The sequence below is a fragment of the Desulfobacterales bacterium genome (genome assembly GCA_034003325.1).
GTDB lineage: Bacteria > Desulfobacterota > Desulfobacteria > Desulfobacterales > JAFDDL01 > JAVEYW01.
Window position 1 is genome coordinate 19,362 of the sequence record JAVEYW010000014.1, and the last position, 26,856, is coordinate 46,217.

The window sequence follows — 26,856 nt, forward strand, 5'->3', positions numbered from 1 at the left end:
ACATATCAGCTTTGATTAGCAATTACAAGCATTGCTAAAAAAATCCACGTCGCAAGAACCATTGCAAATTTGGAGAAAAACGATTACTGTTCAGTTCTGCCTACCGGGTTGGAATGGGTATGCCGTCGACTCAAGTGGCGGGCAATCGGAGGGAAACGGGGTCAGGTGTGTGCGGCATTTTAACGTTAATTTTACGACCCGATTATTACTGAATAGATGCTGATATTCATTCTTGCGATTCTAATGCTCCAGTTCACCAGCACGGCAGCAGCAAGTCCTCCGGCCGTAATATCTGTTCAGAGCCTTGATGTCCCCCCATACAATGAAGCCCTTCAGGGGTTTAAAAGCGTATGCCGCACCAATATTCAAAAAATCGTCCTCTCTGAATTTGCGCATGACGACCTCGTCAAAAAAATATCCTCCGTAAACCCGGACCTGATTGTGGCAATTGGGCCGGATGCACTCCAATCGATTAAATCAGCAACCAAAGCGCCGATTGTTTATCTTATGATTCTCGACCCGGGCCCGATGGTCGCCAACGCCCCCGATATCACTGGTGTCAGCATGAACATCGCCCAGGAAAAACAGGTGGCGATCATTCGATCCGTGCTGCCGAATGCCGCCCGCATCGGTTTGGTGTATAATCCCGAACAGACCGATCGCCTCGTCAAACGCGGTCAAAAGGCGGCCGAAGAATCGGACATGGTATTGTTGACATCCCCGGTCAGAGACCCGCGGGAGGTGCCAAGCGCTCTAACGAATATGAATCCAATACCGGATGCGTTGTGGTTATTGCCGGATATCAGCGTCATCACACCGGATACCCTGGAATTTATTTTCAGTTTCACCCTATCCAATAAAATGCCGCTTGTCCTGTTTTCTGAAAGATACCTGGCCTTAGGCGCATTTATGTCCATCAGTTTTGACCTGTTTGATATGGGTCGGCAGGGGGGAGAAATGGCAAATCAAATTCTATCCGGAAAGCCGGTGGAAACCGTGCCGCCGGTTGAAGCGCAAAAAACGGTCATCACTCTCAACAAGACAGTTGCCGAAAAGCTCGGGATTCCAATTCACGATATTACGCTTCCTGACATCAACATAATCGAATAGGCACCACACGCCGAATGAACCTTAATTTCAAAGAGAAGTTCCGGAAAAATCTGAATATTCAGATTTTCATATTTTTCAGCATCGTCATATGCGCCATTTCCACGGCGTTCTCCATTTTCAGCGCATTCCACCAGCATAAAGCGCTGGTAAACGGCATGCATGAAAGCGGCATCCTCCTGACCAAAACATTGGCCTATAGTTGCCGGATCGGTGTCTTTTCCGAGAATCCGGTGCTCTTGAAAACACCGGTTGAAGGGGCGTTTCAGCACGAAGATGTCTTGGAAGTAACCGTATTTAACCTAAAAGGAAAAGAAATTTTCCAAAAAATACATGGAACGGCTAAAACAACGGCGCATATTGCTTCCACCGGGAAGACGCCGCCGGAATCGTTTTCTCAAACCGAACAGCCAAGGCACCCCCCGTTGATTCAAATCGTGGAAAGGGAAAAGGAGATGGTGTTTTGGTCGGCAGTCCTGTCTGACAGTGCCTATAGCGTCTCCACGCCCCTGCTCGGCGAATTGGGCACACCTCCCTCGACATCCCATAACCTGCTCGGTTATCTGCGTTTGACACTGGATAAAAGCCGGATGAAAAGGCAACTTTTGTTTGTTCTCTTTAATAATCTGGTTATCGCTGTTTTCTTTCTCGCCGTTGGCACCCTAATCACATTTTATCTTGCCCAGCGCATTACGCAGCCCTTGCAGCGACTCACCGTGGCGGCGGTTAAATCCGGCAAAGATGGCATTTTTCATAGACTGCCGGTTGAAAATCAGAACGAGATCGGAAATCTGGCGAAGGCATTCAACAGTCTTGCCGAAGTTTTGGACAAACAAAATCTGGAAAAACAACAACTGGAAGATAAATTGTGGCAATCCCAGAAAATGGAAGCCATCGGCACCTTGGCCGGCGGCATCGCACATGATTTCAACAACATTATCGGGATCATCACCGGATTTTCCGAAATCGCGATGCTCTCGACTCCAGCGGGCAGCAAACTGCATGGCTATCTGCAGGAAGTTTTTAATGCCGCAAGCCGCGCCAAGGAATTGGTAAGGCAAATTCTCACGTTCAGTCGCAAAAACAAGACGGAATGCCAACCGCTGCAAATCGGCGTCGTCATCAAGGAAGCCTTAAAGATGCTCCGCGCCTCCCTGCCGAGCACCATTGAATTGCGCCAAAGCATTCAACAAGATCTGCTCCCCGTTATCGCCGATCCCATTCAAATCTACCAGATATTAATCAATCTGTGCACCAATGCGAGCCATGCCATGCAAGCAAAGGGCGGCGTATTGGATGTTCGTCTGGAAGAAGTGCTTGTCGATGAAACCCTAGCGGCAGCCCATCCGGGTCTAATGCCGGGTAACCATCAGAAATTGACGGTTTCCGATACCGGCCACGGCATGACCCGTTCGGTGCTGGAACGTATCTTTGACCCGTTTTTCACCACAAAAGGGCCCGGGGAAGGAACCGGCATGGGGCTGTCCGTCGTTCATGGCATTGTAAAAAGTCATAACGGCACGATCCATGTTCAAAGCGAACCGAATAAAGGCACCCGCTTTGACATCTTTTTTCCGTCTCCGGCGGGCGTGGCCAGGGTGGAACATAAACCTCAAGTACCTGTTCCGACCGGCGCCGAAAAAATTCTTCTGGTGGATGATGAGCCGTCATTGGTGAATCTCGGATATGAGATACTATCTTCATTCGGTTACCAAGTCACGACCCGAACCAACGGAATAGAAGCGCTTGCCATATTTGAAGAAACACCGGATCGGTTTGATCTAGTCATTACTGACTTGACCATGCCGAAAATAACGGGGCTTGACCTTTCAGGCAAGATACTGCAAATTCGACCGGACATTCCGATTATTTTGTGCTCGGGATATAGCGAAACCAAGCACCATGATATCGCAAAATCCCTCGGCATTCGAAAAATGATTACTAAACCGATTATCTGGCAGGATCTGGCACCATTGATCCACAGCGTTCTGCGCGCTACGAATGAGTAAACCACCCCTTGCACCGATTGTTCTACCCCGTTCATGAAAGGCCATTTTCATGCCACCGATAACTCAGCAGATGTTTCGTATCCTTGTCGCCGATGATGAAGAAAAATATCTCGAGCTATATCAGCATGTCCTTTCAGTGGATAGTCCTTTTCACACCGACTCGAGCGTCTTTGAAATTCCCTTTGCCGACAGCTACAAATCAAAATTTAAAATCACCACTTGCCGTCAAGGAGATACGGCGGTCGATACCGTGAAACAGTCCATTGCGGAAAACCGACCTTTTTCCGTCGCCTTTCTGGATGTCCGCATGCCCCCCGGGCCTGACGGCATATGGGTGGCGAAACAAATTCGTCAGATTGACCCGCTAATTGAAATTGCGATTGTGACGGGCTACTCGGATTACACGCCCGAGGACATCGTCAGCAGAATTCCACCGGTTCATAAGTTGATTTATATTCAAAAGCCCTTTCGGTTAAAAGAAATCTATCATTTTGCCAACGTGTTGAGTGCCAAACGCTTCCAGGAGCACAATATTCTGAACATCAATAAGAGCCTGGAGCAAAAGGTCGCGGAACGGACGAGGGAATTAAACGAAAAAAACGAACTGCTGACGGTTGAAATCAACCAGCGGATTCGTGCCGAAGAAGCGCTTCGCAAAAGCGAGCAAAGTTACCGCCTGCTGGTCGAAAAGCAAATGGATCTGATTGTCAAGTTCGATAAAAAGGGAAAGCTACTGTTTGCCGGCACCTCGTATTGTATCGCCATGGGAAAAACGCAAGCGCAATTGCTCGGAAAAAACTTCCTCTCACTTGTCCATAAAGATGAATACGCCCGTATCGCAGAGGCGATTGACAAAACCTTTGAGCCGCCGTTTTCATCCTATGTCGAGGAAAAAGCCCAAACGCGCCATGGGTGGCGTTGGTATGCATGGGTATTTACCGGCGTGCCGGATAAATCCGGAGACATCAATGCGACGTTGGCCGTGGGCCGAGATATCACCGAACGCAAACAAACCGAACTGGATTTAAAAGAATCCCGAAAAAAACTTCAGGTTCTCTATTCCCACCTCATAACCGCCCAGGAGGAAGAGCGCAAACGCATTGCTTCTGATCTTCACGATGATCTCGGGCAGGCCCTGGCGGTGCTGAAACTCCGCATTCAATCCATTCAAAAGAAGCTATCCAAAGACCAAGTCCACCTGAACAAAGAATGTGACGAAACCCTTCAACATGTCAACGGGGTTATTGCACAAATTCGACGGATATCCCATGACTTATCTCCCGCGGCGTTGCAGGACTTGGGGCTTGCAGAAGCGCTTAAATCCCTGGCGGATGAGTTTTCCAAGCACGCCCGGATAAAACTGATCATGGACATCGCCAACATCGACAACCTGTTGCCCCTTACCTCCGAAGTCATTATCTATAGAGTGTTTCAAGAAATTCTCACCAATATTCAAAAGCACTCGAATACCGCCTATGTAAAAATAAAGGTTAAAAGAGCACAGAACCAAATCAGTTTTTTGATTAAAGACGGCGGGAAAGGATTTGATAAAAACAAGCTGGAATCAAAGCCCGCCTATGAAAAAGGACTGGGTTTTTCCTCCATGGATGAGCGAATAAAAATGCTCGGCGGGCAACTGACCGTCAAAAGTCAAATCGACAAGGGAACGAGCCTATTGTTTACCATCCCCTTTCAATATCATTGCATCTCATAAAAAAAACGGCTATAGACGGTCCATCACCAACAAGCTTCAGCCCAGTCATACATCGATCATAGCCCTCAATTACAGGCACTTCGAGAAGGCGAACCGTGGAAGCGCTGGAAGTTGGAAAGCATGCCCATATCAGAGAATAGACCGGTCGATCTTGAACTTTCCGAAATCATCGATACACCGGCACTTCAACGGCTGATGGATTATTTTTATATGCTTTCCCGCATACCGATGAGCCTTATAGACATTAAAGGGCGAGTGCTGGTGGGCGTCGGTTGGCAGGATATATGCACGAAATTCCACCGTGTTCATCCGGATACCTGTCGCAATTGCATTGAAAGCGACACCTATCTCTCAGCAGGGTTGGCCCAGGGCGAAGGGCACCTATACAAATGCAAAAACAACCTTTGGGACATGGCAACTCCCATCATCGTGGATGGCGAACATATAGGCAATGTCTTTTCCGGTCAGTTTTTTTTCGAAAACGAGACGGTGGATTACGAGATTTTCAGAGCCCAAGCCCAAAAATACGGCTTTGATGAAAAAGAATACCTGGCCGCACTGAACCGTGTCCCCAGGATAAGCCGCGAAAAAATCACCATCGGGATGGAATTCCTCATCAACCTGGCTTACATGCTGTCCCGGCTTGGATACAATAACGAAGCGTTGCGGAAAGGTGAGCAACGGCTCAGACGCGCCCAGGAAATCGCTCATCTGGGCAGTTGGGAACTTGACCCGATCAAGAACGAGTTAACCTGGTCCGACGAAGTGTACCGCATCTTCGGTCTTGAGTCCCAGCAGTTCAAAGCCACCTACGAGGCTTTTCTTTCATATGTCCACCCGGACGACCGGGCTGCGGTGAATGCGGCGTATTTGAACTCCATTCGTGACGGAAAAGACCTATATGAAATCGAACACCGCATAACCCGTAAGCAAACCGGGGAAATTCGCTATGTCCAAGAAAAATGCCAGCATGTCAGGGATCATAATGGTCAGATAATCCGCTCTCTCGGAATGGTGCTGGATATCACAGAGCGTAAGCAGGCAGAAGAGGCCTTGCGGCAGTTGAATGTAACTTTGGAACAACGAGTTGCCGAACGCACCGAACTGGCGGAAACTCGGGCAAAACAGCTTCAGGCCTTGGCAGTAGAATTGATCGAGGCCGAGGAACAGGAAAGAAGGCGTATTGCACTGATATTGCATGATGATATCCAACAAATACTTGCCGCCGCCAAGCTACAGCTACAGTGGACTTATGAGAGCCTGCCACCCAAATCCCTGCTGGAGAAAGTTGAACAAATGATAGCGGAGTCCATTCAGAAATCTCGCCGTCTGTCGCACGAATTAAGCCCCCCGGTGCTATATCATTCTGATTTGTCTGCAGCCCTAAAGTGGTTGGCCCGGCATATGCATCAGGAATTCGGACTGGAAGTGTTGCTGCAAACGGATTCTGAAACGCAGGTTGAATATGAACCCTTGAAGAAATTTTTATTTCGGTCCGTGCAAGAGATGTTATTCAACGTTGTCAAGCATTCCGGTGTAAAAAGCGCCTGTATCAGACTGTCAGTCACTGACAAGGAGATCGGCATCACGGTCAGTGATGAAGGCCGGGGATTTGACACCGCAATCCTGCAATCCACAACGGTAAAATTCGGGCTCGGTCTGGTGAGTCTACGGGAGCGTACCCACGCATTCGGCGGCAGCTTCACGATTGAAAGCGCACCGGGCCAGGGCAGCCGCTTCTCAATATCCATCCCTTTTGACTTTGCAAAAACATATGAGTCGATAGAAACAACAAAATATAAACATATTAAACACTTGACCAGCCATATGCCGATAGTCAATGCACCCATCACCCGGGTATTGGTCGTTGACGATCATCAGGTTATGCGCAAGGGATTGATTAAATTAATATCCGGACAACCGGAGATCCAGGTGACAGGTGAAGCGGCAAACGGGCGGGAAGCCATTGAGCGCGTCCGGCAACTGAAACCGGATGTGATCATGATGGACGTTTTAATGCCGGTGATGGATGGCATCGAAGCCACCCGTCGAATTAAGATTGAGATGCCCGAGATGCGAGTGATCGGACTTTCGATGTACGAGGATGAACATGTAGAAAAGATGATGCGAGCGGCCGGAGCGGAGGCTTTTGTGAGCAAAACCGCTTCGCTGTCCGACCTGTTTAAGGTAATCTATGGGATTGCCCGTGATTAAGCGTCGCCCAATTGTGTCAGGAAAGATCCGCCTTCTTTAACCTCGCACATGAATCCAGCGCGGCCCTATCGGCCCCCCTCCGGCCGTCTGAAGCAATTTTTTTGATCCTTATTCAAAAATTTCTATCTGGGCGGAATGTTTGATATGGTCCTGTGAAAAGAGAAGTCTTAAGGCCCGCCACAACAACAGATAAGGAATTTTTTCATGAAGACCTGGCGCATCTGATACCCATCGCAGAAAGCCCGGTTTGATCCAATGATCCCAGCATACCCGTTTTTCTATCCTGTGCGAATGCTACCCTATTATAATTATTCATAATCGTTGTGATAGTCGTTTTTTTTGAGTTGTAACCGCCCGATAGATCAGCTATTCTTCGTACCAAGGGCAATAATACAAACACGTTCCTTTACTTATCCATCTCTAAAAGCCAGATATCACCCTGAAACAACGCAGCTTATTCAGCCCGGTAACCCTGGTTGCAAAGATGCCCAGTCATCTTTTAAGCGGGCGCCTTCGTGTTAAAACCGTAATGCAACCCTTTTTTCATTCATTAACATCGAAGTGTGGAGGTGGGTATGCTGAATGCGACCCTGTTATCAAGTTTTCCCATTTTTTCAGATTTCCCTCCTGATCGGCTGGCTGAGGTTGCCACCGAAGGAAAAATCATGCAAATGAACCCTTCAGATGTCATTTTCAGGATGAATGAAACTGCCGACAGTCTTTATGGTGTGATTGAAGGCGATGTCGCACTAACGCTGACTTTTAAAGAAAAAAAATTTTCGAACCGCATTGAGTATGAAAAAGCGATCGTGACCAAAACCCAAGAGCTGGAAAGAGAGATTGAGGTGGACTCCATCGGTCCGGGTGAAGTTTTCGGGTGGTCCGCATTCATACGAAACGGCAAGTGGACGACCTCAGCGCGTTGCACGCAGGGAGGGCGGATTTTTCAACTCCCCGTAAATTCGCTCAACGCCTGGTTTGAAAACGATGCGCTATCGGGCTATCGATTAATAGGGCGATTGTATGAAATTGTTTCAAAAAGGCTAAGCACGCGGACCGCCAGGCTGATTGAGGCCTGGGGCGAAGCGTTTGAAGTCTCGAGTATTTAGCAACGATTGTTCCCGCTGCGGCGGGATCGCCTGCCTGATGCCGCCTTCGAGCACTGAAAACAGCCTATCTCTAGCGTTTAACCGTTGGATAAAGACAAGTGTATTTTTTTGTGCACACTGCTAGTATAAATAGACACTATCTGATGACAGAGAGATAAAGGTTGGGATGACTGTTGCCAAAGTCAAAAAATCATATTTAGGTAATATGCAATATTATTGGGATGATACAATATCATATCGAAAAAAAATGACGCGATAGTCAAGCTTGGTATCCTTTTTGTATCCCTTTGAAAACGGCAGGACAATTACAAAGGGAATCAGTTTTTCAACAAACCAGAAACTATTATCGGGAGGATGCTATGGGAAAGAGAAATGCATGTGTTTTCGTTGCGATGGTATTTGTTATGCTGACGGTTAGTTCCGGTTTCGCAGAACCAGCACTGGACATTAAACCTGACTATGTGTGCACCAATTGTGCTCTGGATGATAATGGCAATTATATCATTGTGGACGATCAATTGGTACTCAATGAAGGCGAAGCGCCAATCTGGGTGGCCGCGGAGGACCCACCTGCAGTCAATCTATGGTCAAATGGAATGATTGCTATAGCTATTCTTGAAGCAAATCTGGTTGATTTTGTGAATGTTGGCAGCGCAACCTTTGCTGTGGCGGCACTCGGGGTCGATGCAGAGTTTGTGCGTTACTCTATTGAAGATGTAAACCACGATGGTGTGATGGATTTGGTATTGCATTTTTTTACCGAAGATTTGATTCCGGACGTACCAATGGAAGCCCCTGCTCCATTGGAAGGTTGCCTTACAGTCGCGATTGAAACAATGAATGGCCTGGTCGATTATAGTCTCTGTGATGAGGCGCTGTTTTTTAATGAGGGGAAAATAGACGGAAGGAAGAATAAAGAGTAAATCTTGATTAAATATCCTGCCAAATCTATTTACATTTCTTGCAACCGGAAGTGACGGCTCCTTCCGGTTGCCACCCCTTTAATAGTTACGTTATCATCATCAGGCATTAACCGGGTTGAGTGCGGACTATAAAATCACTACTTCGGTTATTTCCGACTTTTTCCAGTACATGAGCCGGGCGGGGCTCCCGGAGCGGTCATTTCAATCGATCCCAGACAGCAGCCCGCATGAACTTCCATGCTCGTTTCGGGATAAAGCCGGCAGTGGGTCAATTTGACGTCTAAAACACGAAGGGGTTAACTGATGCATCAATTAACCCCTTATTGTCTATGGAGGCGGCATCCAGATTTGAACTGGAGAATAGCGGTTTTGCAGACCGCTGCCTTACCACTTGGCTATGCCGCCAAAAAAAATGGAGCGGGAAACGGGATTTGAACCCGCGACTTCGACCTTGGCAAGGTCGCACTCTACCACTGAGTTATTCCCGCTCAGTCAAGAAGTGCATTCCTAACCGATTTCCACCCCGCTTGTCAACAGAAAAAATATGAAATGAGACGTCGATTCAAGTGGACTCTGGACAATTTATAAAATCATGTTAAAACGGCTCATGGGGGTCAAAATGGACACCAAACCCTTGGCATTTAATGCCGAACATCTTTCGATAGTGACTACACATGAGCCCAAGCCCGATCGACACGACGAACATGCCGCTTTCCCCCGACGCCAACTATATCAAAAAACTGATTATTTTCAGCATGATCGGTTTTTTGTGCTATATCGCCGTAAACATGCGCCTGCCGCTGGTTCCTGTGCATGCGGCCTCAATGGGAATCTCCACGGCCCAGATAGGGTTTATCAATGCCGTCTACTACCTGATTGCCTGTGTGATGTCCTTGCCGCTTGCATTTTTTTCCGATTCCTTCGGGAAAAAGGCCATGGCTTGCACCGGCCTTATCGTGCTTTCCATCAGCGCCTTTTCGCTTTGCATCGCCCATAATGTCATACAATTTGCAGCAATTTATGCTGGTCTGGGGTTAGGCCTGGCTGCGTATCTCCCCACCATGATGGCCCTTGTGGCGGATATTTCCCCTCTCTCTCACCTGGGTCGATCTTATGGCTGGTTCACCACTGCTCAAAATGTAGGGGCGGGACTGGGGCCTGCCATCGGCGCCCTGCTCGTCCGGCGCATCGGGTTCAGCTGCACCTTTATGGTCATGGGAATTGCAATTTTTTTCAGTTGCTTGTGGTCTTTTTTATCAATTCCAAATAGCCCGCCACCCCTCAGCCGGGTCTCTTCCAGTGGACTTTCCGGTCTTAGCGAACTGTATCGCAATCGCAGGTTGATGATCGGGTTTCTGGCGACCGTTATCAACTGCTTTGGGTTGGGAATGTTTACAACTTTTTTCCCCCTGTTCGCCCAAAACAGGCATCTTCAGATTGAACAAATTGGCTGGGTATTTCTCGCACAAGGCGTGATCAACGCGGTGTCCCGCATTCCGCTGGGAAGGATCTCGGATAGTGTTTCAGATCGAATCAGTCTGGTCGCATGGGGGAGCTTTATTATTGCACTGTCCATGGCGGGATTCGGGCTTAGCACGCAATTTGTCCCCTTTTTGCTTTCCGCTCTTGTACTCGGAGTCGGGGTGGCCTGCGCGTTTACGGCCATCGGCGCGTTGATCGCCGAGTCGGCGCCAACCGGTCACCGCAGCCTGGCCATGGGCTGCTATAACACCTGCATTTTTTTAAGTCTCATGATAAGTTCGGCCTGTATGGGCGGCGTGGTTGAATGGATCGGATTTGATATCGGCTTTTTGCTGACATCGGCCGGCATGTTGTTGACGATCTTTTTTATTCGATCGCCGGCTATCGGAAAACCATAATGCTTGCCTGCTTTCGATAGTTGAACACTATTAACAAATTTACAAAAATGATACTCAATGGCGTAAACGTTATCTATACCTATGATTGGAGCGCACATGGAACCCAAACTTCCGGAAAAAGCCCGTTTATTGCAGCAGCTCAAAGACGGTGGATTTAACGTACCGGATTTCATTTATATCCCCGCTGAAGACTTCAAAAACAACCGGCTGGCGGCCCTGGAATCTTTTCTGAATCACCACAAGGAGAGCTTTAAGGTCATTGCCAGAAGCGCGCACGTACAGGAAGAATTTTATAAAGGCGGCACCTTTGATTCCCTCGAAACCTATGCGGATTTAAGCGGTATTCTCTACGCCAGAAACCGAATGATTAAAAATGCCGACTCCAACCGAAGGCTTTCCATTCTCAGACAGAAAAAATTCAACCATGCGCCCGACATTGATCCGGATGAAATGGGCATTATCGTCATGCCGTTTATAGACGGGTCCAGCGTGATGGCCAAACTCATTGGAAAGCACTGGGAATTCGGTTATTGCCGAGATCGTATTCAAAAGGTTCAAAGCGACCCGTTCATAACCAAAACCCCCCATGATCGACGTCTGCTGGATGTTTCCAAAAAAATCCAGGCCCATCTCGGATTTCGATGCGAAATCGAATATATCATTTCAAAAGACAATGAAATCCATGTGGTTCAGGCAAAGGATATTTCAAACATCGAGATTCTGGAGTTACGGGAAAGCGAACGAACCATCAAGCTTGATGGCATTCGCCGCATTCGAAAGCAGCGAAACTTCCGGGAACGGCCGGTCTTTGTGATGGATAATCGCTCCATGTACATGAATATTATCAATATCTGCGAGGAAATGCTTTCAGGGAAAGCCGCCGCCTCGCCCAATCTGGCAGACATTCTGGCGATCATTCGCGGCCAAGAAGAAGAAATGGAGGCCTTTGCCCTGTCGAACCAACGGTTTGCCGTACTGGATCTGGCGGAGCATGTTCCTGAAGAATTGTATCACGTGGCAAATCATTATCTTGAGGAAATGCCGACATTGCAAAAGCAACTTTCCGCAGCGCTCTATCAAAACCTTTATAACTGCGACATGTTTCTGGCGGAATCGGATACGCTCCTGTCCAAGGACAGGATTCGCGTCAATCTGTGCAGTCATGAAGCTTACGGCATCAACACGGTTCGGAACCCCTTGTGGAACGTTTTCTGGCAGTGCGGCCGGCATGAACAAATTGTTAAAGACTTTCGAAGGCTGGGATTTAAAACCGGAGATACCATCGCGATTGAAATCGATGCGGAAGAAAAACCCATGGTTTCCCGTCATTAACAGATTACCGGGGGCGCGTTTCCGGTACTTATTTGCAGAAAACGCGCCTCACTCGCCCTTACCAGCCTTTCGAGGTGATAATCTGCTGAATTTTTTCCTCGGCCTTCTTTTCAACGATAATCATCCGCTGCGCCTGTGCTTTCTTGATTTTTTCGGTCAACACCTTCAAGTCGGCCGGTTTCTGTACCAAGTCCATGGCGCCGAGTTTCATGGCTTCGATGCCTTTTTCCACCGTGGCGTGCCCGGTCAGCAAAATAATCTGAAGTTCCGGCCTTTTTTCCTTAATGGCTTTCAGCGCCTGTAAGCCGTCCATCTCCGGCATCATCAAGTCCAGCACGACGGCGTCATAAGATTGGTTTTCAATCAGCTTAATGGCATCCAGCGCAGATGAGGCGGTTGTAACCTCCATGTCTCTGGCGCTCATCCGTTCACTCATAATGTCCAAAAAATCCTTTTCATCATCCACCAGAAGAATTTTTTCTTTCATAGAAAGACTCCTTTAGCTAAACAATTAAGCGTTGTTCAAAGGGCACCGCATATCAGTAGGCAGAACCCTGCGGCAATTTAAGCCGAATACACCCCGGGGCCATGGTTACCTCAGCGCCCAGTTTGCCAGTCAGAGCAGTTTCCGCATCACCGGGAAAGCCTTTGACTTGCTCCGGAATCAACGCATTCAACTGCTTAAGGTATATCGTAACATTCTGTTGATCCTTTGTCACGGAAAGCATCACGGCCTTGCTGTCACCCAGAACACTGACGGCAAAATCTATCAGATGCCACAGCAATGTCTGTAAAAAAAAGGGAGCGGTCGTCACCATGATCGGAGCGGTTGCGGATTCGCAGAGCACCTGAACGCCTTTCATGTCCGTGAGCCGCCGAGTCAGTACCGTCAAATGCGCCAAAAGCTCATAAACATCCACCGTGCTTAAGGGACGATCGATACTGTGACTGAAGTTATTCATATTTTTAATGATTTCATCCGCCCGTCCCACCTGCTGTTGAATCCTTTTAGCGGTCGTCTGAAGCCGGGTCGAATCGATAGGGGTGCCTTTTTGCGCCATGAAGGTCAAATCCTCTAATAACCCGGCGCTTTCATTGATGATGGAAAGGGCGTTTCTAAGTTCATGAGAAATAGAAGCTGAAATCCTTCCAAAAAATCTCAACCCCGCATCTCCTGCAATATTCAAAGAATTATTCATTCCAATGCTCCTCGCAAATGAAGCGCCTGATTTATTTTTTCAATAAGGGTGTCGATGCGAACCGGTTTTACCAGGTAAAACATATCGCCGGCGGCCGCCGCACCCGCCGCGAAATCCGCACCCGATCCATGACCGGTTAAAAAAATGAATTTCATCTCGGGGCACTTTTCCTGAAGCTTCTTCTTTAGTTCGATCCCGCTCATCTTGGGGAGTTTCACATCCAGAACAGCGATATCAAAACTACAGATGTCCATCCGGTTCATGGTATCAACCGCACTGGTCATCCACTGCGCTTCCATCCCCCTAAGGCTCAGCCGCTCAGCCAGCGTGGAAACCAATTCCATCTCATCATCCACCAAGAGTACTCGTATGGGTCGCATTCCCTTTCTCCTCTAACTTAATGGGCAGTGCAATGATAAATTTCGTTCCCACCCCTTCCCGGCTTGTCACCGAAATGCCGCCGCCGAGCTCATGCACCAGCCCGTAAGTAATGCTTAGGCCCAAACCGGTGCCACCCTGTCTGGTTTTGGTTGAAAAAAAGGGCTCAAAAATTCGTTTCAAATCCGATGCCGAAATGCCGCAGCCATTATCTGCGACCTCTATGAGCACGCGATTCTCTAAACTGCTGATACCGATGTCCAGCCGGCCGCCGTCACTCATGGCGGCAAAGGCATTGTTGAATAAATTAAGGAAAATCTGTTGAAGCTTGCCCCGGTCGCTAATGATTTCAGGCACTTTTTCCGAAGCGGAGATATTTATTTCGATGGATCGATATTCGGCTTCCTTTCCCAAAAAGCCCAGCACTTCCCTGATCAATGCTTCCAGACGAACCGGTTGAACGGTAACGTCCACATGCCGGGCAAAATTCAGTAACCGGTGCGTAATGGCGGCGCACCGATCCACCGAAGAAATCACAGAATTGATCAGCCCGATCAATTTGGGCTGAACCGGCAAATCCGTGTTGGGTAGAAGTAAGTCCTTGATCAATCCTGCTTTTTCGTTAATAATAGCCAGTGGATTATTGATTTCATGGGCCACGCCCGCAGCCAAACGGCCGACCGAGGCCATCTTGTTGGCATATTCCACATGGTGCAGCGCCATGACCCGCCTTTGATCCGCCATGAAAATACGGTTGACGAGATAGGTCGCGACACTCAAAATCACTATCACGATCAAGGTGAGGCTGATGCCCAAAAATCCGATCAATTCCCTGCGGGTCACATACCACGGCGCCATCAAATCGTCTTTCTTTTTGATGATCATCAAAATAAACGGCGTTTCTTCAATATACGCATAGCCGAAAATCAACGGATCACCATTGGCGCCGACACCTTCCCGCACGGTCGATTTTTCATTGTATTCGGGCACCGGTAATTGAAACTTATCCAGAACGCCCCCACTAAACCGTGACGGCGTCTGAAGCACCCCCTCATAGTTGATGATAAAGGCGTCACCTTCTCCGGTCAACTCCAACTCGCTCAACAAGTGATTAAAACGTTCAATATCCAACGTTGCCCGCAATACGAAGAAGTCCCCTTGCCCCAAAGACGATTTGACCGCTATCACCATGTGAGGCTCGTTGCGATACCCCTTAAATACATCGCTGATGTAAACCCCGCGGTCCCGAACCTCCTGAAACCATTCTTGTCCGCTATAATCCTTGCCGACCAGGTTATAGGGCCCTACATAGGTTTGTTGCCTACCGGCAGCATCGATCACCCCCAGATCGACAAACCCGCCAAAACTGGTTTTCAAATCTTCCAGTATGACAAACAACCGGTCCGGAGAGTTGAGAGCCGCAAAGGCGTTATCCCTCAGAATGAAATCTATGGCCGCTTTTCTCTCGATCAGAAAAAACGAGATGGTCCGGCGAGTATTGGACACCAGGCGTGTTGTGCGCAGCAGTATCTCGGATTCAATGGATTGCTGCGTAACCTTGTAGTCGACCAGCGCAAGAATGATGAGCGGTAACATGGCGACCGGGCAGACCCAGAGAATCGCCTGAAACCACAACCGTCTGAAATTAAACAGATGACGGCTCGCTTGCGTTCCCGAATCCAGGTAATCCCAGAATTTCGGTTTCATCTTGTCGATTAATGCCACAATGAGTTCCATGTGTCGGCAATCTACCGTCCGCAGCCACGAAATGGCATCGGTTGAAGGTTCTGGCGGCGCACCCCTAGTTGACGCGCTTCGGTTACGTGAATATGTCGATAAAAGAGACTACCGGCACTTTCTGATTTTCTCGTTGGCCTCTTTCAGGGTTTTGCTCAATAAATCGATATCAACGGGTTTTTGCAGATAGGCAAAGGCCCCGAGCTTCATGCATGTTTCCCGGTCTACTTCCGAGCCATGGCCGGTAAGAATGATGACCTCCAACCCGGGCCGGGTGCTTTTTACCCGCTTTAACACCTCAATCCCGTCGATACCCGGCATTTTCAAATCAAGAATCATGACATCAGGTTCATCCTCATCGATCATGCAAAGCGCGGACTCTCCATCATACGCCACGGCGGAACTGACATCGCGCATAATCAAGCGCTCGGAAAGCGTTTGAACGAATTCCCGCTCATCATCCACCAGCAGGACTCTGGACGGGGCCTCAAAATCAAATTTTCGATAGATATCCGCCTGATGGTACCCTTTACCCACTTTCGTGACCACCGAGGTCACCCCATCGACCTTACCGGCAATCTCCTTGAGTTCCTCTTCCAGCCGGCTGAGCAGCAGCACATGCTTGTTGATCGTAAGCGTCACCACACCGCTCTCTGCGGTCACTTCAACACTATGCCCCTCTTTTCCAAGGGCCACTTCCGTTCTTGCGGCCAGGAGAAAATCAGCCACTGCTTTTCGGGATTGCGCATCGGTTTTGAGTACTTCCTTGGCGAGGTTGTCCGTGATCAACTTGACGGCCGCCGCTATGCTCGTGCGGTTCATGGGAATGACAATATCATATAAATCCGCCTTCCACGGGTCATCTTGTTCGTAAAGGGTACGAACCCAGGCGGCACATTCCTCATCTTGCCGATGAATCAGCTTAAGCACTTCCTGCGAGGAACTTTGCCGGCTTGCAAGCCCCTGCGCTTCCCGGTACGCCACATCCGCGATTAAACAAATCCTCAGCACATGGCTGACGGTGCGGGGAATCAACTGGGCGCAAAAACCGTGAAGGAGCAGATTATCTTCTGAAATCAGCTCCGCCATCGCCAGTTTTAAACCGGCAATCGCGCGTTCTTTTTCATGCGTGAAATTATTAAATATGGACGCTTGAGTCGAAAACGCCCGAAAGAGTTTGGCTTCGGATAGGCCCGCAATGCCTTTGGCCCGGGTAACCAGATCCTGATCCGTATATATCTTATAGTTGGTCGCAAGCGCGAGTTGTTCAATAACCGCTGCTTCATTGCAAAATATTCCGTTGAAAATTGTAATATTCGACATGGTAAACCCCTTTATTCCTAAATGTGATCAGGCAATCTGCTGAACCGTTCGAAGCGGACAACATTCCTCGGTTGAATCTTTATGCGTTTCCTCATGAATGCAGGCAATCGCCTTTTCCATGGTCGGGAAAATATGATCCTCTCCGATTTTTTCCTTGAGATGGGTTCGAACCAGCACCGCCATCATCGATTCGTTCACACCGGAAAAAGAAATGTCAATGCCGGCACTACGTACCCGATCAATCAGCAATGATAGTGTTTCTTCACCGGAAGCGTCAATATCATTTATCCCGTTGGAGACAATAATGATATGCCTTAGCTGCCTTTTCTTCATCATGAAGTCCATGATCTGGTCTTCAAGATAGCTCGCGTTGGCGAAAATCAGCGGACCGTCGAATCGAACCATGGCGATATACATGCATTCCATAAGCCCATGGGTAATGGCACAGCGAAGCGCCTCATCCGCAGTTCTGGCCAGGGAGGCCACCTTGGGCCGCATGCTCTTATACAAAAAAACCAGAATGGAAAGCGCAACCCCCACCATGATCCCCTTGTCCAGATGCGGGGCAAAAGCCAGTGTGCAGAGAAAAGAGACAATCGAGATCGCACCGTCATACCACTGGGCTTTCCAGGCATGCACAAAGCCGGAAACATTGATAAGACCGATCACCGCCATCATGATAACGGCCGCCAGAACGGATTGGGGCAGATGATACAACAGCGGCGTAAAAAACAGCAATACGATAACGACCGCCATACTGGTAAATACGCTGGAAAGCCCCGAGACCGCACCCGCCTGAATATTGACGGCGGACCGGGAAAAGGAGCCGGATGTCGGGTAGCTTTTCCCGATGGCCCCGAGCATGTTGGCAATGCCCTGCCCGATCAGCTCCTGGTTCGGATCGAGGCGCTGACCGGTTTTCCCGGCCATGGCTTTTGCAATCGAAATGGCCTCCATAAAGCCAAGAAGAGAAATAATGGCGGCATAGGGAAACAATCTGCCCACCACCTTAAGATCGATTTTTGGAATACTCAACGAGGGAAGTCCTTTGGGAATGCTTCCCACCACCTCGCCGCCGCCGGATACCCTTATAGACTGAAGATCAAGCGGCTTGTTGCTCACTTTCAAGCGCCAAATTCGGCCGTCACTTTGCGCGCCTGCGGGAAGCTCTTTATTCGGAACCAGTCGCAAACCACCCCCCTCCGTTGTCACGCCGGCAAACAGAAAGTTCCGCAACGCCTCTCTGCAGACATGCGACTCCATTTTTAATGTTTCCATCTTCAGGCCGATCACCTTTGCTTCATGCTCGATCTGAAGAATCGCCATCGCGTTATGATTTTGCTGTGCCTCGTCCATCTTTTCCGTATTGGCCGCACGGGCTTTGGCCAAATCAGGAATACTCTTTTCCGCCGCGTTAAATCGCTCGATGAGTGACAGCACCTCCGGGGAATCAATATCGGAAATGGTCACGGCGGCATCATGTTGAAAACCGGTCGCCCAGGAAATCACCGTCGTAACGACAACAGCCACCAGTACGTTCGGAATTTTAGGCGAAATACGTTTCAACCCATACATGATGCCGAACGCCAACGCTCCCATGGCAAAGGTAGGCCAGTGGGTAAAATGAAACGCACTTTCGACAACCCTTAGAATTGTCTCATAGTGGTGCGTTGCGCTGTCGACGGACACTCCGAACATTTTGGACAACTGAGAGGAGGCGATGATGATGGCGGCAGCATTGGTAAATCCGTTCACCACGGGATGACTTAAAAAATTAACAACCAATCCCAACCGAAGCACACCCAGCAAAAACTGAAAGCCTCCCACCATCAAGGCCAGCAAAATTGCATAGGCAATAAAGGCATCGCTGCCGGCCGTGGCCAGGGGCGCGAGCGATGCGGATGTCATCAGGGACACCACCGCCACGGGACCGGTGGCAAGCTGCCGGCTGGAGCCGAACAGGGCCGCCAGCATCGGCGGCAGAAAAGCCGCATAAAGGCCATAGTAGGCGGGAAGACCGGCCAGCTGTGCGTATGCCATGGACTGGGGAATCAGTACCAAAGCGACGGTCAAGCCGGACAGTGCGTCAACGCGAAAGGAGGGTAGGTTATAGTCTTTAAACCAGCTGATAAAAGGGAAAATACGTTGAATCATAATGAATTACTCCTAAACTGGATGGCTTGTGAGCATTCTGCGCGTGGCGGCGATCAATTCGTTAATTAAGGTCGCCGCATGATAAAGGTTATAGGTATTGAGCCGGACCACGCCGTCCACCATGCTGAAAATGATCAGCGCCGTTTTTCTGTTGGCCGAATCGACAATGGAACCGTCCTGTTTCCCGATAACAATCGCCCGTTCAAAAATATCCGTAAGACAATTATAAATTTCCTCCAGCATTTGCCTGCAAACGGGATTGACCTGTGCCAAATCGTAAGGATGGTGCCGATGCAGCAGGCGAAACCGAAACTCATGGATTCCCGCCTGGTACAGATAAAACCCGATGACCCCTTCCATCATGTCCAGTCCGGATGGAAAGGCTTTTTCTCTGAAATAGGTATCAAACTCCTCAACCAGCAACTCTTTTACGTTTTCAAGAACCGCCAGGTACAGGTCTTCCTTGGTTTTATAATGGTAAAACACCGTTCCGCCGGCCGTACCCGTTAATTTGGCCAGTTCAGCCATTGAAGTATCCCTGAACCCCTTCGTAGCAAACAAAACGGTAGCGGCTTCCAGCAATGCCTGTTTTTTGCTTCCCATACCTTCTCCATCAAGAAACTATTCTGAGTGCTCAGTCAGTTTTTTTCTTATGACAACAAAACGGCAATGTCAAGTCGTATTTATTGGTTTCAATTACAAGTTTCAATTACAAGTTGAAATCTCGGCCAAACTCGGACACAATAGCGGCATTCCTGTTTTCGCTCGCTGTTCCGTATGCCGCCGTTGAAAGCGAAGGGATCGATGCTAAAAATGACCCGGATCAGACTTCAGCTCCTCGTTTTTATTCTATCGGTGTCGGTCTACCTGTTCGCCTGGATCACTCCCAATGTATACGCTGCCAGGGACGTTACGATCGCCATTATCAAAGACGGCCCATCCTTCTTCCTTGACCAACGGATCAAAGGGGTTGTTCGGGAACTGAAAAGCCTCGCATCGCCTAGTTTCAATCTTCGCTTTAAGGGAATCGCCGGTTTTAACGCCCAATGGCAACCGGATCAAATTCGGCTGGCATTGCTACGCGCCCTGTCCGATCCGTCTGTGGATCTGGTCTATGCCGCCGGTATTCTGGTTAGCGAAGCCGCGGCCGACAGCGCATTGATGTTAAATAAGCCCGTGGTGGCAGGCGTTGGGCCGGAAAGCGAATTGGCGGGCCTGAAGGGAAATGACGCGGGGCATTCACCAAAAGCAAACCTTTCGTTTATCTCGTTTCCCAACACCGTGGAAGAAGACATTGATTCGTTTCAACGGCTGGTTGGGTTCTCAACCCTTCAAGTACTGATGGACCGCCGGATATTCTCCGCATCCAAACATGTGGCGGCGTATATCGCCCGCATTGAACGGGAAAAAAATATTCAGGTGACGGTGGTGCCGGTGGACGACTTGGCCGAGCCCGTTTTAGCGGCGCTTTCAAACGCAGACGCTGTTCTTCTCACCCTATTTCCCCGGTTATCGCCGGAGGAAACGCAAACCCTCATCGACGGCATCAACCGATTGAAAATTCCTTCGTTTTCCATTCTCGGCCGGCCGATGGTAGAAAAGGGCGTGATGGCCGGTAGGCTCCCACCCGTTGAAAACAGGATTCAACGCCGCACCGCGCTGAACATGCACCAAATTTTACTGGGAGAACCGGTCGGCCACTTAACTGTCAACATGGCGCTCCCCATGCACCTGTTTCTCAATATCGAAACGGCAAACACCATCGGATTTGAGGCGAACATCGCTACGCTGGTGGATCAGGTGGAATGGGTGGGCGAGCAAAAGGCAATCTCCCAAACGGCGCTCAGCCTGGAAGAGGCCATGCGCATGGCGGCCACAGAAAATCCCGAGGTCGCGATCGCGGCCGATCAGGTGGCGGGCGCCGATGCGGTGCACAAACTTGCCAAAAGCGGCCTTTTCCCCCATATTTACAATTCGGTTCAGTACCGGCAAATAGATTCGGACCGCGCCGCAAGCGCCTTGGGCAATGCCCCTGAGCAACTGACCACCCTTGGCGCCGGCCTTCAGCAGATGATTTATAGCGACGATATTATCACCGGGTTTAAAGCCGCCGGGCTGCGGCGCGAGGCCACCACATGGAATTTCGAATCGGTAAAGCTGGATCAAAGCGAGGCCGCCGGCAAACGATTTCTGCAATGTCTATCCGCCATGGCCCTACTGCGCATCGAAACCGACAACCTTGCAGTAACGCAGAAACATCTACGGCTGGCACAAGTGCGCCGTCAGGTGGGAACCGCCGGGCCCGAGGAACTCTTTCGATGGGAAGCTGAAGCGGCCATGCGCCAAAGCGCTGTGATCAGTGCCCGGCAAACCGTTGAAATCGCCTTTGAGGCCCTGAACCAGAGTATGGGAAAAGACCAGGCGCTGCGCTGGCAGCCGCAGGACATCGACATCGGCGAGGACCAATCTTATTTTCTGGGAAACCGCTTTCACCGCGTGGTGAAGAACATGGCCGGAATCACCCAACTTGCCCAATTCTCCACGCAGACGGCCCTTGAAAACGCGCCGGAGCTGGCGCAGATCGAAAAAGAACGCCTGGCCCTGAATCTGGAATTGGCCCAACAGCAACGCCGGTATTTCGTTCCCACCGTGTCGGCCGCTGCGGGTTATACCTACAATTTGGACAAATCGGGAAAAGGGGCGAATTTCGACATCGGTTTTGAGTTACCCGGCCTTCCCTCCCAAGACGATCATGAATGGAGCCTTTCTTTGAACCTGACCCTGCCATTGTATGAAGGCGGTGCCAAATCGGCCGACATTCAGCGCGCCGGCGCCATGCTGAACCGAATCCATCATATCAGGCAGCGCACCTGCCGTCTTCTGGAACAGCGTGCCCGAACCGCCGTGTTCAACCTTTCACAATCCTGGCCGAATATCTTTCTTAATCGAAAAGCAGCTGGGCAAGCCGCAAAAAACCTGGAACGGGTTCAACATCTTTACGCTCAGGGCAAGCTCGGCATCACCGATCTCATCAGCGCCCAGAATCACCACTTGCTGCTGGAACAAGCCTCAGCGCTCGCAGTTTATCGGTATCTTACGGATTTGGTAGCTTACCAGCGCGCCATCGCATGGTTCGAGTTTGAAAAAAGTGGGCCGGAAAAGGAGGCGTTGCTCAACCGGCTTTCCGCTTTTATGAGCAAAAATGCTTCCTCACCCGAGCCATTCACCGAAGTGCGTCAGGGAGACTTAAAATGAGCGTTTTCAGCATGACTCGCATCGCCATATTTTTCCTGCCCCTGGTGCTGATGCCTTTCATCAGCGCCTGCGAGGCACAAAAACCGGCACCCTTGGCCCCGGTAATTCGCCCGATCCGCACCCTTACGGTGGGGGAAGCGAATATCGACATGCCGCGCTCCTTTTCCGGCATTACGGCCGCCGCCTCGGACACCCAATTGAGTTTTCGCGTTTCGGGAAAAATAGATTCTCTGCCGGTTGTAATCGGTATGAAGGTTCGCAAGGGAGACTTGATCGCCCTTTTGGATTCAACGGATTACACCCTTTCCCTCAATCAAGCCCGCGCGCGCCTGGCCCAGGCCCTGGCCCAGCTGACGCAAGCCCGTGCCGAATACGACCGGGACCGGCAACTTTATGAAGCAGAAGATATTTCCAGAAGCCAAATGGATCGCGCGCTTGCCTTTTTTCACTCAAGCCGGGCGCAGGTGACCGCTGCCGAAGAAACCGTCAACCTGGCTGCCCGTCAGCTTGAATACACGAAACTCTTGGCGCCGTTGGCTGGCATCATCTCGATGGTCCCCGTAGAAGCGCATCAAACCGTCGCAGCGGGGCAACCCATCGCGCTGCTCTCGGCCGCGGGGAAGCTGGAGATGGCCGTGGGAATTCCCGAATCCCTTATCGCCATGCTGCACGTCGGCGATACGGCCCAAATCGTCTTTGACGCCTTTGCCGGAAACGTTTTTGATGCCGTGGTCATCGAGGTGGGCATTCAAGCCACCAATGCTGCCGTCTATCCGGTTCGGCTTCAAATTCAAAACGGGGATGAGCGGCTTCGGCCGGGCATGGTCGGGGAGAGTACCTTCACGTTTAAAACCGCGAAGCCGTTTCTGACCATCCCGCTGGAAGCGGTGCTGAGCCTGCCGCCGGGAAAACGCTATGTCTGGATTTATCGAGAAAAAACATCGGATGTCACCCGGCGGGAGATATCCGTGGGCAAGCTGACTCGATCCGGAATTCAGGTCGTCACGGGTTTATCGTCCGGGGATATTATCGCGATCCGGGGCGTCCACCGTCTCACGGAAGGTATGAAAGTATCCCTATTATCGGACACAGGGGCCGTGAACACGCAAGGAGTCGTCCAATGAATCTTGGTAGATGGTCCATTCAAAACAACGTCACGGTGATGGTTATCCTGGCGATTCTGTTATTGGAGGGCATCTACACCTACGCCACCATCTCCAGAAAGGAAAACCCGGAATTCACGGTTCGGACCGCTATGGTCACAACCATATTTCCCGGGGCCTCCCCCGGAAAGGTCGAGGCGCTGGTGACCGACAAGCTGGAAGAAAAAATTCGGGAAATGAGCGAAATCAAAGATGTCCGCTCCCAGTCTCTTGCCGATCTGTCCATCATCATGGTGGATATTCAGGATAAATATAGAAATGTTCCGGAAATCTGGCAAAAGCTTCGCAACAAGGTAACCGATGCCGTTTCCGCTCTTCCGGAAGGGGTGCTGACACCGGTTGTAAATGATGAGTTTGGCGATGTCTTCGGCATCGTGCTGGCCTTAACCGGAGACGGATACTCGTATCGCGAAATAAAAGACGCCTCCGACTACGTTCGAAACCAACTACTCAGGCTCGACACCGTGGGCAAGGTCGAGCGCTATGGCATTCAAGATGAGCGAATTTTCGTGGACTTTTCCAACGCACAGCTGGCTGAATACGGCTTCAGCCCGGCTCTTTTGGCCCAGGCGCTCAACAGTCAGAACGCCATTCAGCCGGGCGGCTCGGCTGTCGTGGGAACCGAACGCGTCATCATTTCAGCCACCGGCGAATTTAAATCGCTCGATCAGTTGCGCCAAGCCGCGCTTCAGATTCCGGGCCGTGCCGAATCCATTGCGTTAGCAGATATTGCAGACATTCACCGCGGGTTCGTGGACCCGCCGACAGCGTTAGCCCGATTCAATGGAGAGCCGGCCGTCTATATCGCGGTGAGCATGGCGGATGGTAAAAACGTGATGACCATGGGCGAAGCGGTTCAACAGCGCATCGCCGAAATTCAGGCCGAATTGCCGGTGGGTCTGGATTTTCATGTTCTTTCCTGGCAGCCGCGCTTCGTCGGTCGCTCCATCAACGAGTTCATGGTGAATTTGCTGGAGGCATTTGTCTTTGTGGTGGCCGTCGTCATGTTGTTTACAGGCCTTCGGACCGGCCTTATCGTGGGCTCGCTGGTGCCACTCGCCATGATGGCCTGCATCGCGCTGATGCCGTTATTCGGCGTGGAACTTCAGAAAATGTCCATCGCCTCTCTCATCATCTCTCTGGGCATGCTGGTGGACAACGGCGTCGTTGTCAGCGAAAACATGCTGGTTCGCATTGCCGCGGGAGAGAGCCGCCTCGCGGCAGCGGAAGCCGCGGTCAAAACACTCTGGAAACCGCTTCTTTCGGCCTCACTGACCACGATTCTGGCCTTTTTTCCGATCTATATCGCGCAATCCGATGTGGGTGAATACTGCGGATCTCTCTTTATCGTGGTCACCCTCACCCTCATGGCCTCCTGGCTCCTCTCCCTGACCATGACGCCGCTTTTTTGCTACCATTTCCTCAAACCCAAGCTGCAACGCCAAAATTTTGAAACCCGGTTTTACCGGCTCTATCGCGGCTCACTGCTGCTCTGCCTGAAATTAAGGCCTCTTTTTCTGCTGCTGGTGGTGGCCGCCACCCTGACGGCCCTATGGGGCATGAAATTCGTGCCCAAAATTTTCTTCCCGCCCAACGATCGGGAAATGTTTGTCGTGGATTTCCATCAGCCCTACGGCAGCGATATTGAAACCACGGTCCGGCGTCTGGCGCGATTGGAGCGGTTTCTTCTGTCGGATGAGGAAGTGCTTTCCGTCGGATCCTTTGTGGGCATTGCCGGGCCCCGATGGTACCTGTCTCTTTATCTGGAGGATCGGGGCGCCAATTATGCCCAGATCGTGGTCAATACGAAAAGCATTGCGGGAATGGACCGACTGGTGGCGGATGCGGCCCGTTACCTGGACGAGAATTTTCCGGATGCCCGCCATAGTGTGGTAAAGCTTGAGAACGGCCCTATTGTGGGCGCACCCATTCAGATTCGGCTTTTAGGCGATGACATTCAATCCCTTTATGCCATTCGGGATCAGGTAGTCAGCGCCCTTTCAACGATTCCCGGCACCACCAACATCCGTGACGACTGGGGAGAATGGCGCACCAAACTGGAAGTGGATGTGCGCCAGGAGCACGCCAAACGCGCCGGTTTCAGCAGCCGGGATATTGCCTTGTCCCTTCAAATGCAGCTCTCCGGGCTCACCGCCACCGACTATCGCGAGGGAAAGGAAATTATTCCCATCGTTCTTCGCTCAAAGGACGCCTATCGAAAGGACATCGGGAAAATCGACGGCTTAAATGTTTACTCATTTCAGGACGGCCGCAGCGTGCCCCTGTTGCAAGTGGCGGATGCACACCCGGAATGGGAGCCCAGTAACATTCGCCGCAGAAACCAGACCCGCTGCATGACGGTAAAAGTGGACGTCGCCGGCCGATTTACGAGTGAAGTCCTCTCCGAGGTGCAAGCGCAAATTAAAACGCTTCAGTCAAACGGTCTGCTGCCGGCGGGCTATTTTCTGGCCTATGGCGGCGAGGCCGAAGAAAGCGGGGATGCGCAGAATTCGCTCATCAGCGGCATCCCCCTCGCGTTCGGTCTCATGGCGATTCTTCTGATTACTCAGTTTAATGCCTTAAGGCCCGCGATCATCATCGTGTTGACCGTGTTTCCCATGTTCATCGGCATCACGATCGGGCTGCTTGTGACAGACTCACCGTTCGGATTCATGGCCATTTTGGGCGTGGTGAGTCTCTTCGGCATTCTGGTGAACAACGCCATCATGATGATCGATCAGATCGAAATCGAAACCGCAGCGGGAAAATCGACGCAGGATGCCATTTTGCTCTCAGCCCAAAAGCGCTTGCGCCCCATTCTCATGACCACGGGCACCACCATCATCGGCCTCATTCCGCTCTCGGTTCAGGGCGGCACGCTTTGGGCGCCGCTGGCAAACGTACTCATCTTCGGCCTGGCCTTTGCCACCGTGCTCACCCTCGCCCTATGCCCGGTGCTCTATGCATACCTCTACCGCGCCGGATTTAAGGACTACCAATGGCGGGGAATAATCGGGGAAAGTTAACGGATGGGCGATACCGCAACATAAAAAAGGCAGGGCCAAGGAGAAGCCCTGCCTGCGAAGGCTTAGCCGGCTTTGAGCCCACCAACGGACTCGTTGCCGACCCAGCCGAATTTGCTCAGCTTCCCGGAATGCAGTTTTTTCCGGCCGCCAAACGCAGCCGAAAAGATGCACTCGCACCCGAGAAGCTTTCAAAAACGCCACTTCCAACTTCCCTCATTCATCATAACCTTTGGAGGTTGGTACCTTCACATGGTTTTTCATTGATATTGAAGTTGAGTGGCATTTTGATCCCTGTTTAATTTAGGTTAAATACCCTTGATCACAAATGTCAAA

The 26,856-nt window shown here is 50.5% G+C and carries 18 protein-coding genes and 2 tRNA genes; 11 read left to right on the plus strand and 9 right to left on the minus strand.

Annotation, left to right across the window (positions count from 1 at the left end; all coding sequences use genetic code 11):
- Positions 1-216: 216 nt before the first annotated feature.
- From RBT11_14745 to RBT11_14770, 6 genes are all read left to right on the plus strand, one after another.
- Positions 217-1,110 (plus strand): ABC transporter substrate-binding protein, encoded by an 894-nt coding sequence (locus tag RBT11_14745; protein MDX9788039.1) that lies wholly within the window; start codon positions 217-219, stop codon positions 1,108-1,110.
- Positions 1,111-1,124: 14 nt separating this feature from the next.
- Complete coding sequence (locus RBT11_14750) at positions 1,125-3,116, plus strand: ATP-binding protein (protein ID MDX9788040.1); 1,992 nt, start codon at positions 1,125-1,127, stop codon at positions 3,114-3,116.
- Positions 3,117-3,165: 49 nt separating this feature from the next.
- Positions 3,166-4,830: a PAS domain S-box protein gene (locus tag RBT11_14755; protein MDX9788041.1), complete on the plus strand. Its 1,665-nt coding sequence runs from the start codon at positions 3,166-3,168 to the stop codon at positions 4,828-4,830.
- Positions 4,831-4,950: 120 nt separating this feature from the next.
- The gene (locus RBT11_14760) at positions 4,951-7,044 is read left to right on the plus strand and encodes a PocR ligand-binding domain-containing protein (GenBank protein ID MDX9788042.1); all 2,094 of its coding nucleotides are present in this window, start codon (positions 4,951-4,953) and stop codon (positions 7,042-7,044) included.
- A gap of 575 nt (positions 7,045-7,619) precedes the next feature.
- Positions 7,620-8,153 carry a cyclic nucleotide-binding domain-containing protein gene (locus tag RBT11_14765; protein ID MDX9788043.1) on the plus strand — a complete coding sequence of 178 codons (534 nt, stop codon included), beginning with the start codon at positions 7,620-7,622 and terminating at the stop codon, positions 8,151-8,153.
- Positions 8,154-8,512: 359 nt separating this feature from the next.
- The gene (locus RBT11_14770) at positions 8,513-9,076 is read left to right on the plus strand and encodes a hypothetical protein (GenBank protein MDX9788044.1); all 564 of its coding nucleotides are present in this window, start codon (positions 8,513-8,515) and stop codon (positions 9,074-9,076) included.
- A 330-nt stretch (positions 9,077-9,406) separates the two neighbouring features.
- Here the strand turns inward: RBT11_14770 and RBT11_14775 are convergent.
- Both RBT11_14775 and RBT11_14780 read right to left on the minus strand, forming a co-directional pair.
- Positions 9,407-9,481 (minus strand) — tRNA-Cys (locus RBT11_14775).
- Positions 9,482-9,489: 8 nt separating this feature from the next.
- Positions 9,490-9,564 (minus strand) — tRNA-Gly (locus tag RBT11_14780).
- 186 nt (positions 9,565-9,750) lie between these two features.
- On the opposite strand from RBT11_14780, the gene RBT11_14785 reads away from it, so the two are divergent.
- On the plus strand, positions 9,751-10,956 hold the full coding sequence (locus tag RBT11_14785; GenBank protein ID MDX9788045.1) for an MFS transporter: 1,206 nt from the start codon (positions 9,751-9,753) through the stop codon (positions 10,954-10,956).
- 96 nt (positions 10,957-11,052) lie between these two features.
- Positions 11,053-12,288, plus strand: a complete 1,236-nt coding sequence (locus tag RBT11_14790; protein ID MDX9788046.1) for a hypothetical protein — start codon at positions 11,053-11,055, stop codon at positions 12,286-12,288.
- A gap of 58 nt (positions 12,289-12,346) precedes the next feature.
- On the opposite strand, the gene RBT11_14795 is transcribed toward RBT11_14790, so the two are convergent.
- The 7 genes from RBT11_14795 to RBT11_14825 all read right to left on the minus strand — a co-directional run bounded on the left by RBT11_14795 (position 12,347) and on the right by RBT11_14825 (position 19,682).
- Entirely contained in the window at positions 12,347-12,775 is a 429-nt protein-coding gene (locus RBT11_14795) for a response regulator (protein MDX9788047.1), read from the minus strand.
- A 52-nt stretch (positions 12,776-12,827) separates the two neighbouring features.
- On the minus strand, positions 12,828-13,487 hold the full coding sequence (locus RBT11_14800) for a histidine kinase dimerization/phospho-acceptor domain-containing protein (protein MDX9788048.1): 660 nt from the start codon (positions 13,485-13,487) through the stop codon (positions 12,828-12,830).
- Positions 13,484-13,867 carry a response regulator gene (locus RBT11_14805; GenBank protein ID MDX9788049.1) on the minus strand — a complete coding sequence of 128 codons (384 nt, stop codon included), beginning with the start codon at positions 13,865-13,867 and terminating at the stop codon, positions 13,484-13,486. Before RBT11_14805 ends, RBT11_14800 begins: the two co-directional genes overlap by 4 nt.
- Positions 13,836-15,602: an ATP-binding protein gene (locus tag RBT11_14810; GenBank protein ID MDX9788050.1), complete on the minus strand. Its 1,767-nt coding sequence runs from the start codon at positions 15,600-15,602 to the stop codon at positions 13,836-13,838. Before RBT11_14810 ends, RBT11_14805 begins: the two co-directional genes overlap by 32 nt.
- Positions 15,603-15,710: 108 nt before the next feature.
- Complete coding sequence (locus RBT11_14815) at positions 15,711-16,925, minus strand: response regulator (protein MDX9788051.1); 1,215 nt, start codon at positions 16,923-16,925, stop codon at positions 15,711-15,713.
- Between the two features lie 27 nt (positions 16,926-16,952).
- Positions 16,953-19,079 (minus strand): SulP family inorganic anion transporter, encoded by a 2,127-nt coding sequence (locus RBT11_14820; GenBank protein ID MDX9788052.1) that lies wholly within the window; start codon positions 19,077-19,079, stop codon positions 16,953-16,955.
- Positions 19,080-19,091: 12 nt separating this feature from the next.
- Entirely contained in the window at positions 19,092-19,682 is a 591-nt protein-coding gene (locus tag RBT11_14825; GenBank protein ID MDX9788053.1) for a TetR/AcrR family transcriptional regulator, read from the minus strand.
- 210 nt (positions 19,683-19,892) lie between these two features.
- Between RBT11_14825 and RBT11_14830 the strand changes: the two genes are divergently transcribed.
- The 3 genes from RBT11_14830 to RBT11_14840 are packed head-to-tail and all read left to right on the plus strand — an operon-like array spanning position 19,893 to position 26,523.
- Positions 19,893-22,334, plus strand: a complete 2,442-nt coding sequence (locus RBT11_14830) for a TolC family protein (protein MDX9788054.1) — start codon at positions 19,893-19,895, stop codon at positions 22,332-22,334.
- On the plus strand, positions 22,331-23,458 hold the full coding sequence (locus RBT11_14835; GenBank protein MDX9788055.1) for an efflux RND transporter periplasmic adaptor subunit: 1,128 nt from the start codon (positions 22,331-22,333) through the stop codon (positions 23,456-23,458). Before RBT11_14830 ends, RBT11_14835 begins: the two co-directional genes overlap by 4 nt.
- Positions 23,455-26,523, plus strand: a complete 3,069-nt coding sequence (locus RBT11_14840) for an efflux RND transporter permease subunit (protein ID MDX9788056.1) — start codon at positions 23,455-23,457, stop codon at positions 26,521-26,523. Before RBT11_14835 ends, RBT11_14840 begins: the two co-directional genes overlap by 4 nt.
- The last annotated feature ends 333 nt before the right edge of the window (positions 26,524-26,856 follow it).

Coding starts and splice junctions, on each gene's coding strand:
- RBT11_14745 (MDX9788039.1), top strand. CDS start 217: ATGCTGATATTCATTCTTGCGATTCTAATGCTCCAGTTCACCAGCACG.
- RBT11_14750 (MDX9788040.1), top strand. CDS start 1,125: ATGAACCTTAATTTCAAAGAGAAGTTCCGGAAAAATCTGAATATTCAG.
- RBT11_14755 (MDX9788041.1), top strand. CDS start 3,166: ATGCCACCGATAACTCAGCAGATGTTTCGTATCCTTGTCGCCGATGAT.
- RBT11_14760 (MDX9788042.1), top strand. CDS start 4,951: ATGCCCATATCAGAGAATAGACCGGTCGATCTTGAACTTTCCGAAATC.
- RBT11_14765 (MDX9788043.1), top strand. CDS start 7,620: ATGCTGAATGCGACCCTGTTATCAAGTTTTCCCATTTTTTCAGATTTC.
- RBT11_14770 (MDX9788044.1), top strand. CDS start 8,513: ATGGGAAAGAGAAATGCATGTGTTTTCGTTGCGATGGTATTTGTTATG.
- RBT11_14785 (MDX9788045.1), top strand. CDS start 9,751: ATGAGCCCAAGCCCGATCGACACGACGAACATGCCGCTTTCCCCCGAC.
- RBT11_14790 (MDX9788046.1), top strand. CDS start 11,053: ATGGAACCCAAACTTCCGGAAAAAGCCCGTTTATTGCAGCAGCTCAAA.
- RBT11_14795 (MDX9788047.1), bottom strand. CDS start 12,775: ATGAAAGAAAAAATTCTTCTGGTGGATGATGAAAAGGATTTTTTGGAC.
- RBT11_14800 (MDX9788048.1), bottom strand. CDS start 13,487: ATGAATAATTCTTTGAATATTGCAGGAGATGCGGGGTTGAGATTTTTT.
- RBT11_14805 (MDX9788049.1), bottom strand. CDS start 13,867: ATGCGACCCATACGAGTACTCTTGGTGGATGATGAGATGGAATTGGTT.
- RBT11_14810 (MDX9788050.1), bottom strand. CDS start 15,602: ATGGAACTCATTGTGGCATTAATCGACAAGATGAAACCGAAATTCTGG.
- RBT11_14815 (MDX9788051.1), bottom strand. CDS start 16,925: ATGTCGAATATTACAATTTTCAACGGAATATTTTGCAATGAAGCAGCG.
- RBT11_14820 (MDX9788052.1), bottom strand. CDS start 19,079: ATGATTCAACGTATTTTCCCTTTTATCAGCTGGTTTAAAGACTATAAC.
- RBT11_14825 (MDX9788053.1), bottom strand. CDS start 19,682: ATGGGAAGCAAAAAACAGGCATTGCTGGAAGCCGCTACCGTTTTGTTT.
- RBT11_14830 (MDX9788054.1), top strand. CDS start 19,893: ATGACCCGGATCAGACTTCAGCTCCTCGTTTTTATTCTATCGGTGTCG.
- RBT11_14835 (MDX9788055.1), top strand. CDS start 22,331: ATGAGCGTTTTCAGCATGACTCGCATCGCCATATTTTTCCTGCCCCTG.
- RBT11_14840 (MDX9788056.1), top strand. CDS start 23,455: ATGAATCTTGGTAGATGGTCCATTCAAAACAACGTCACGGTGATGGTT.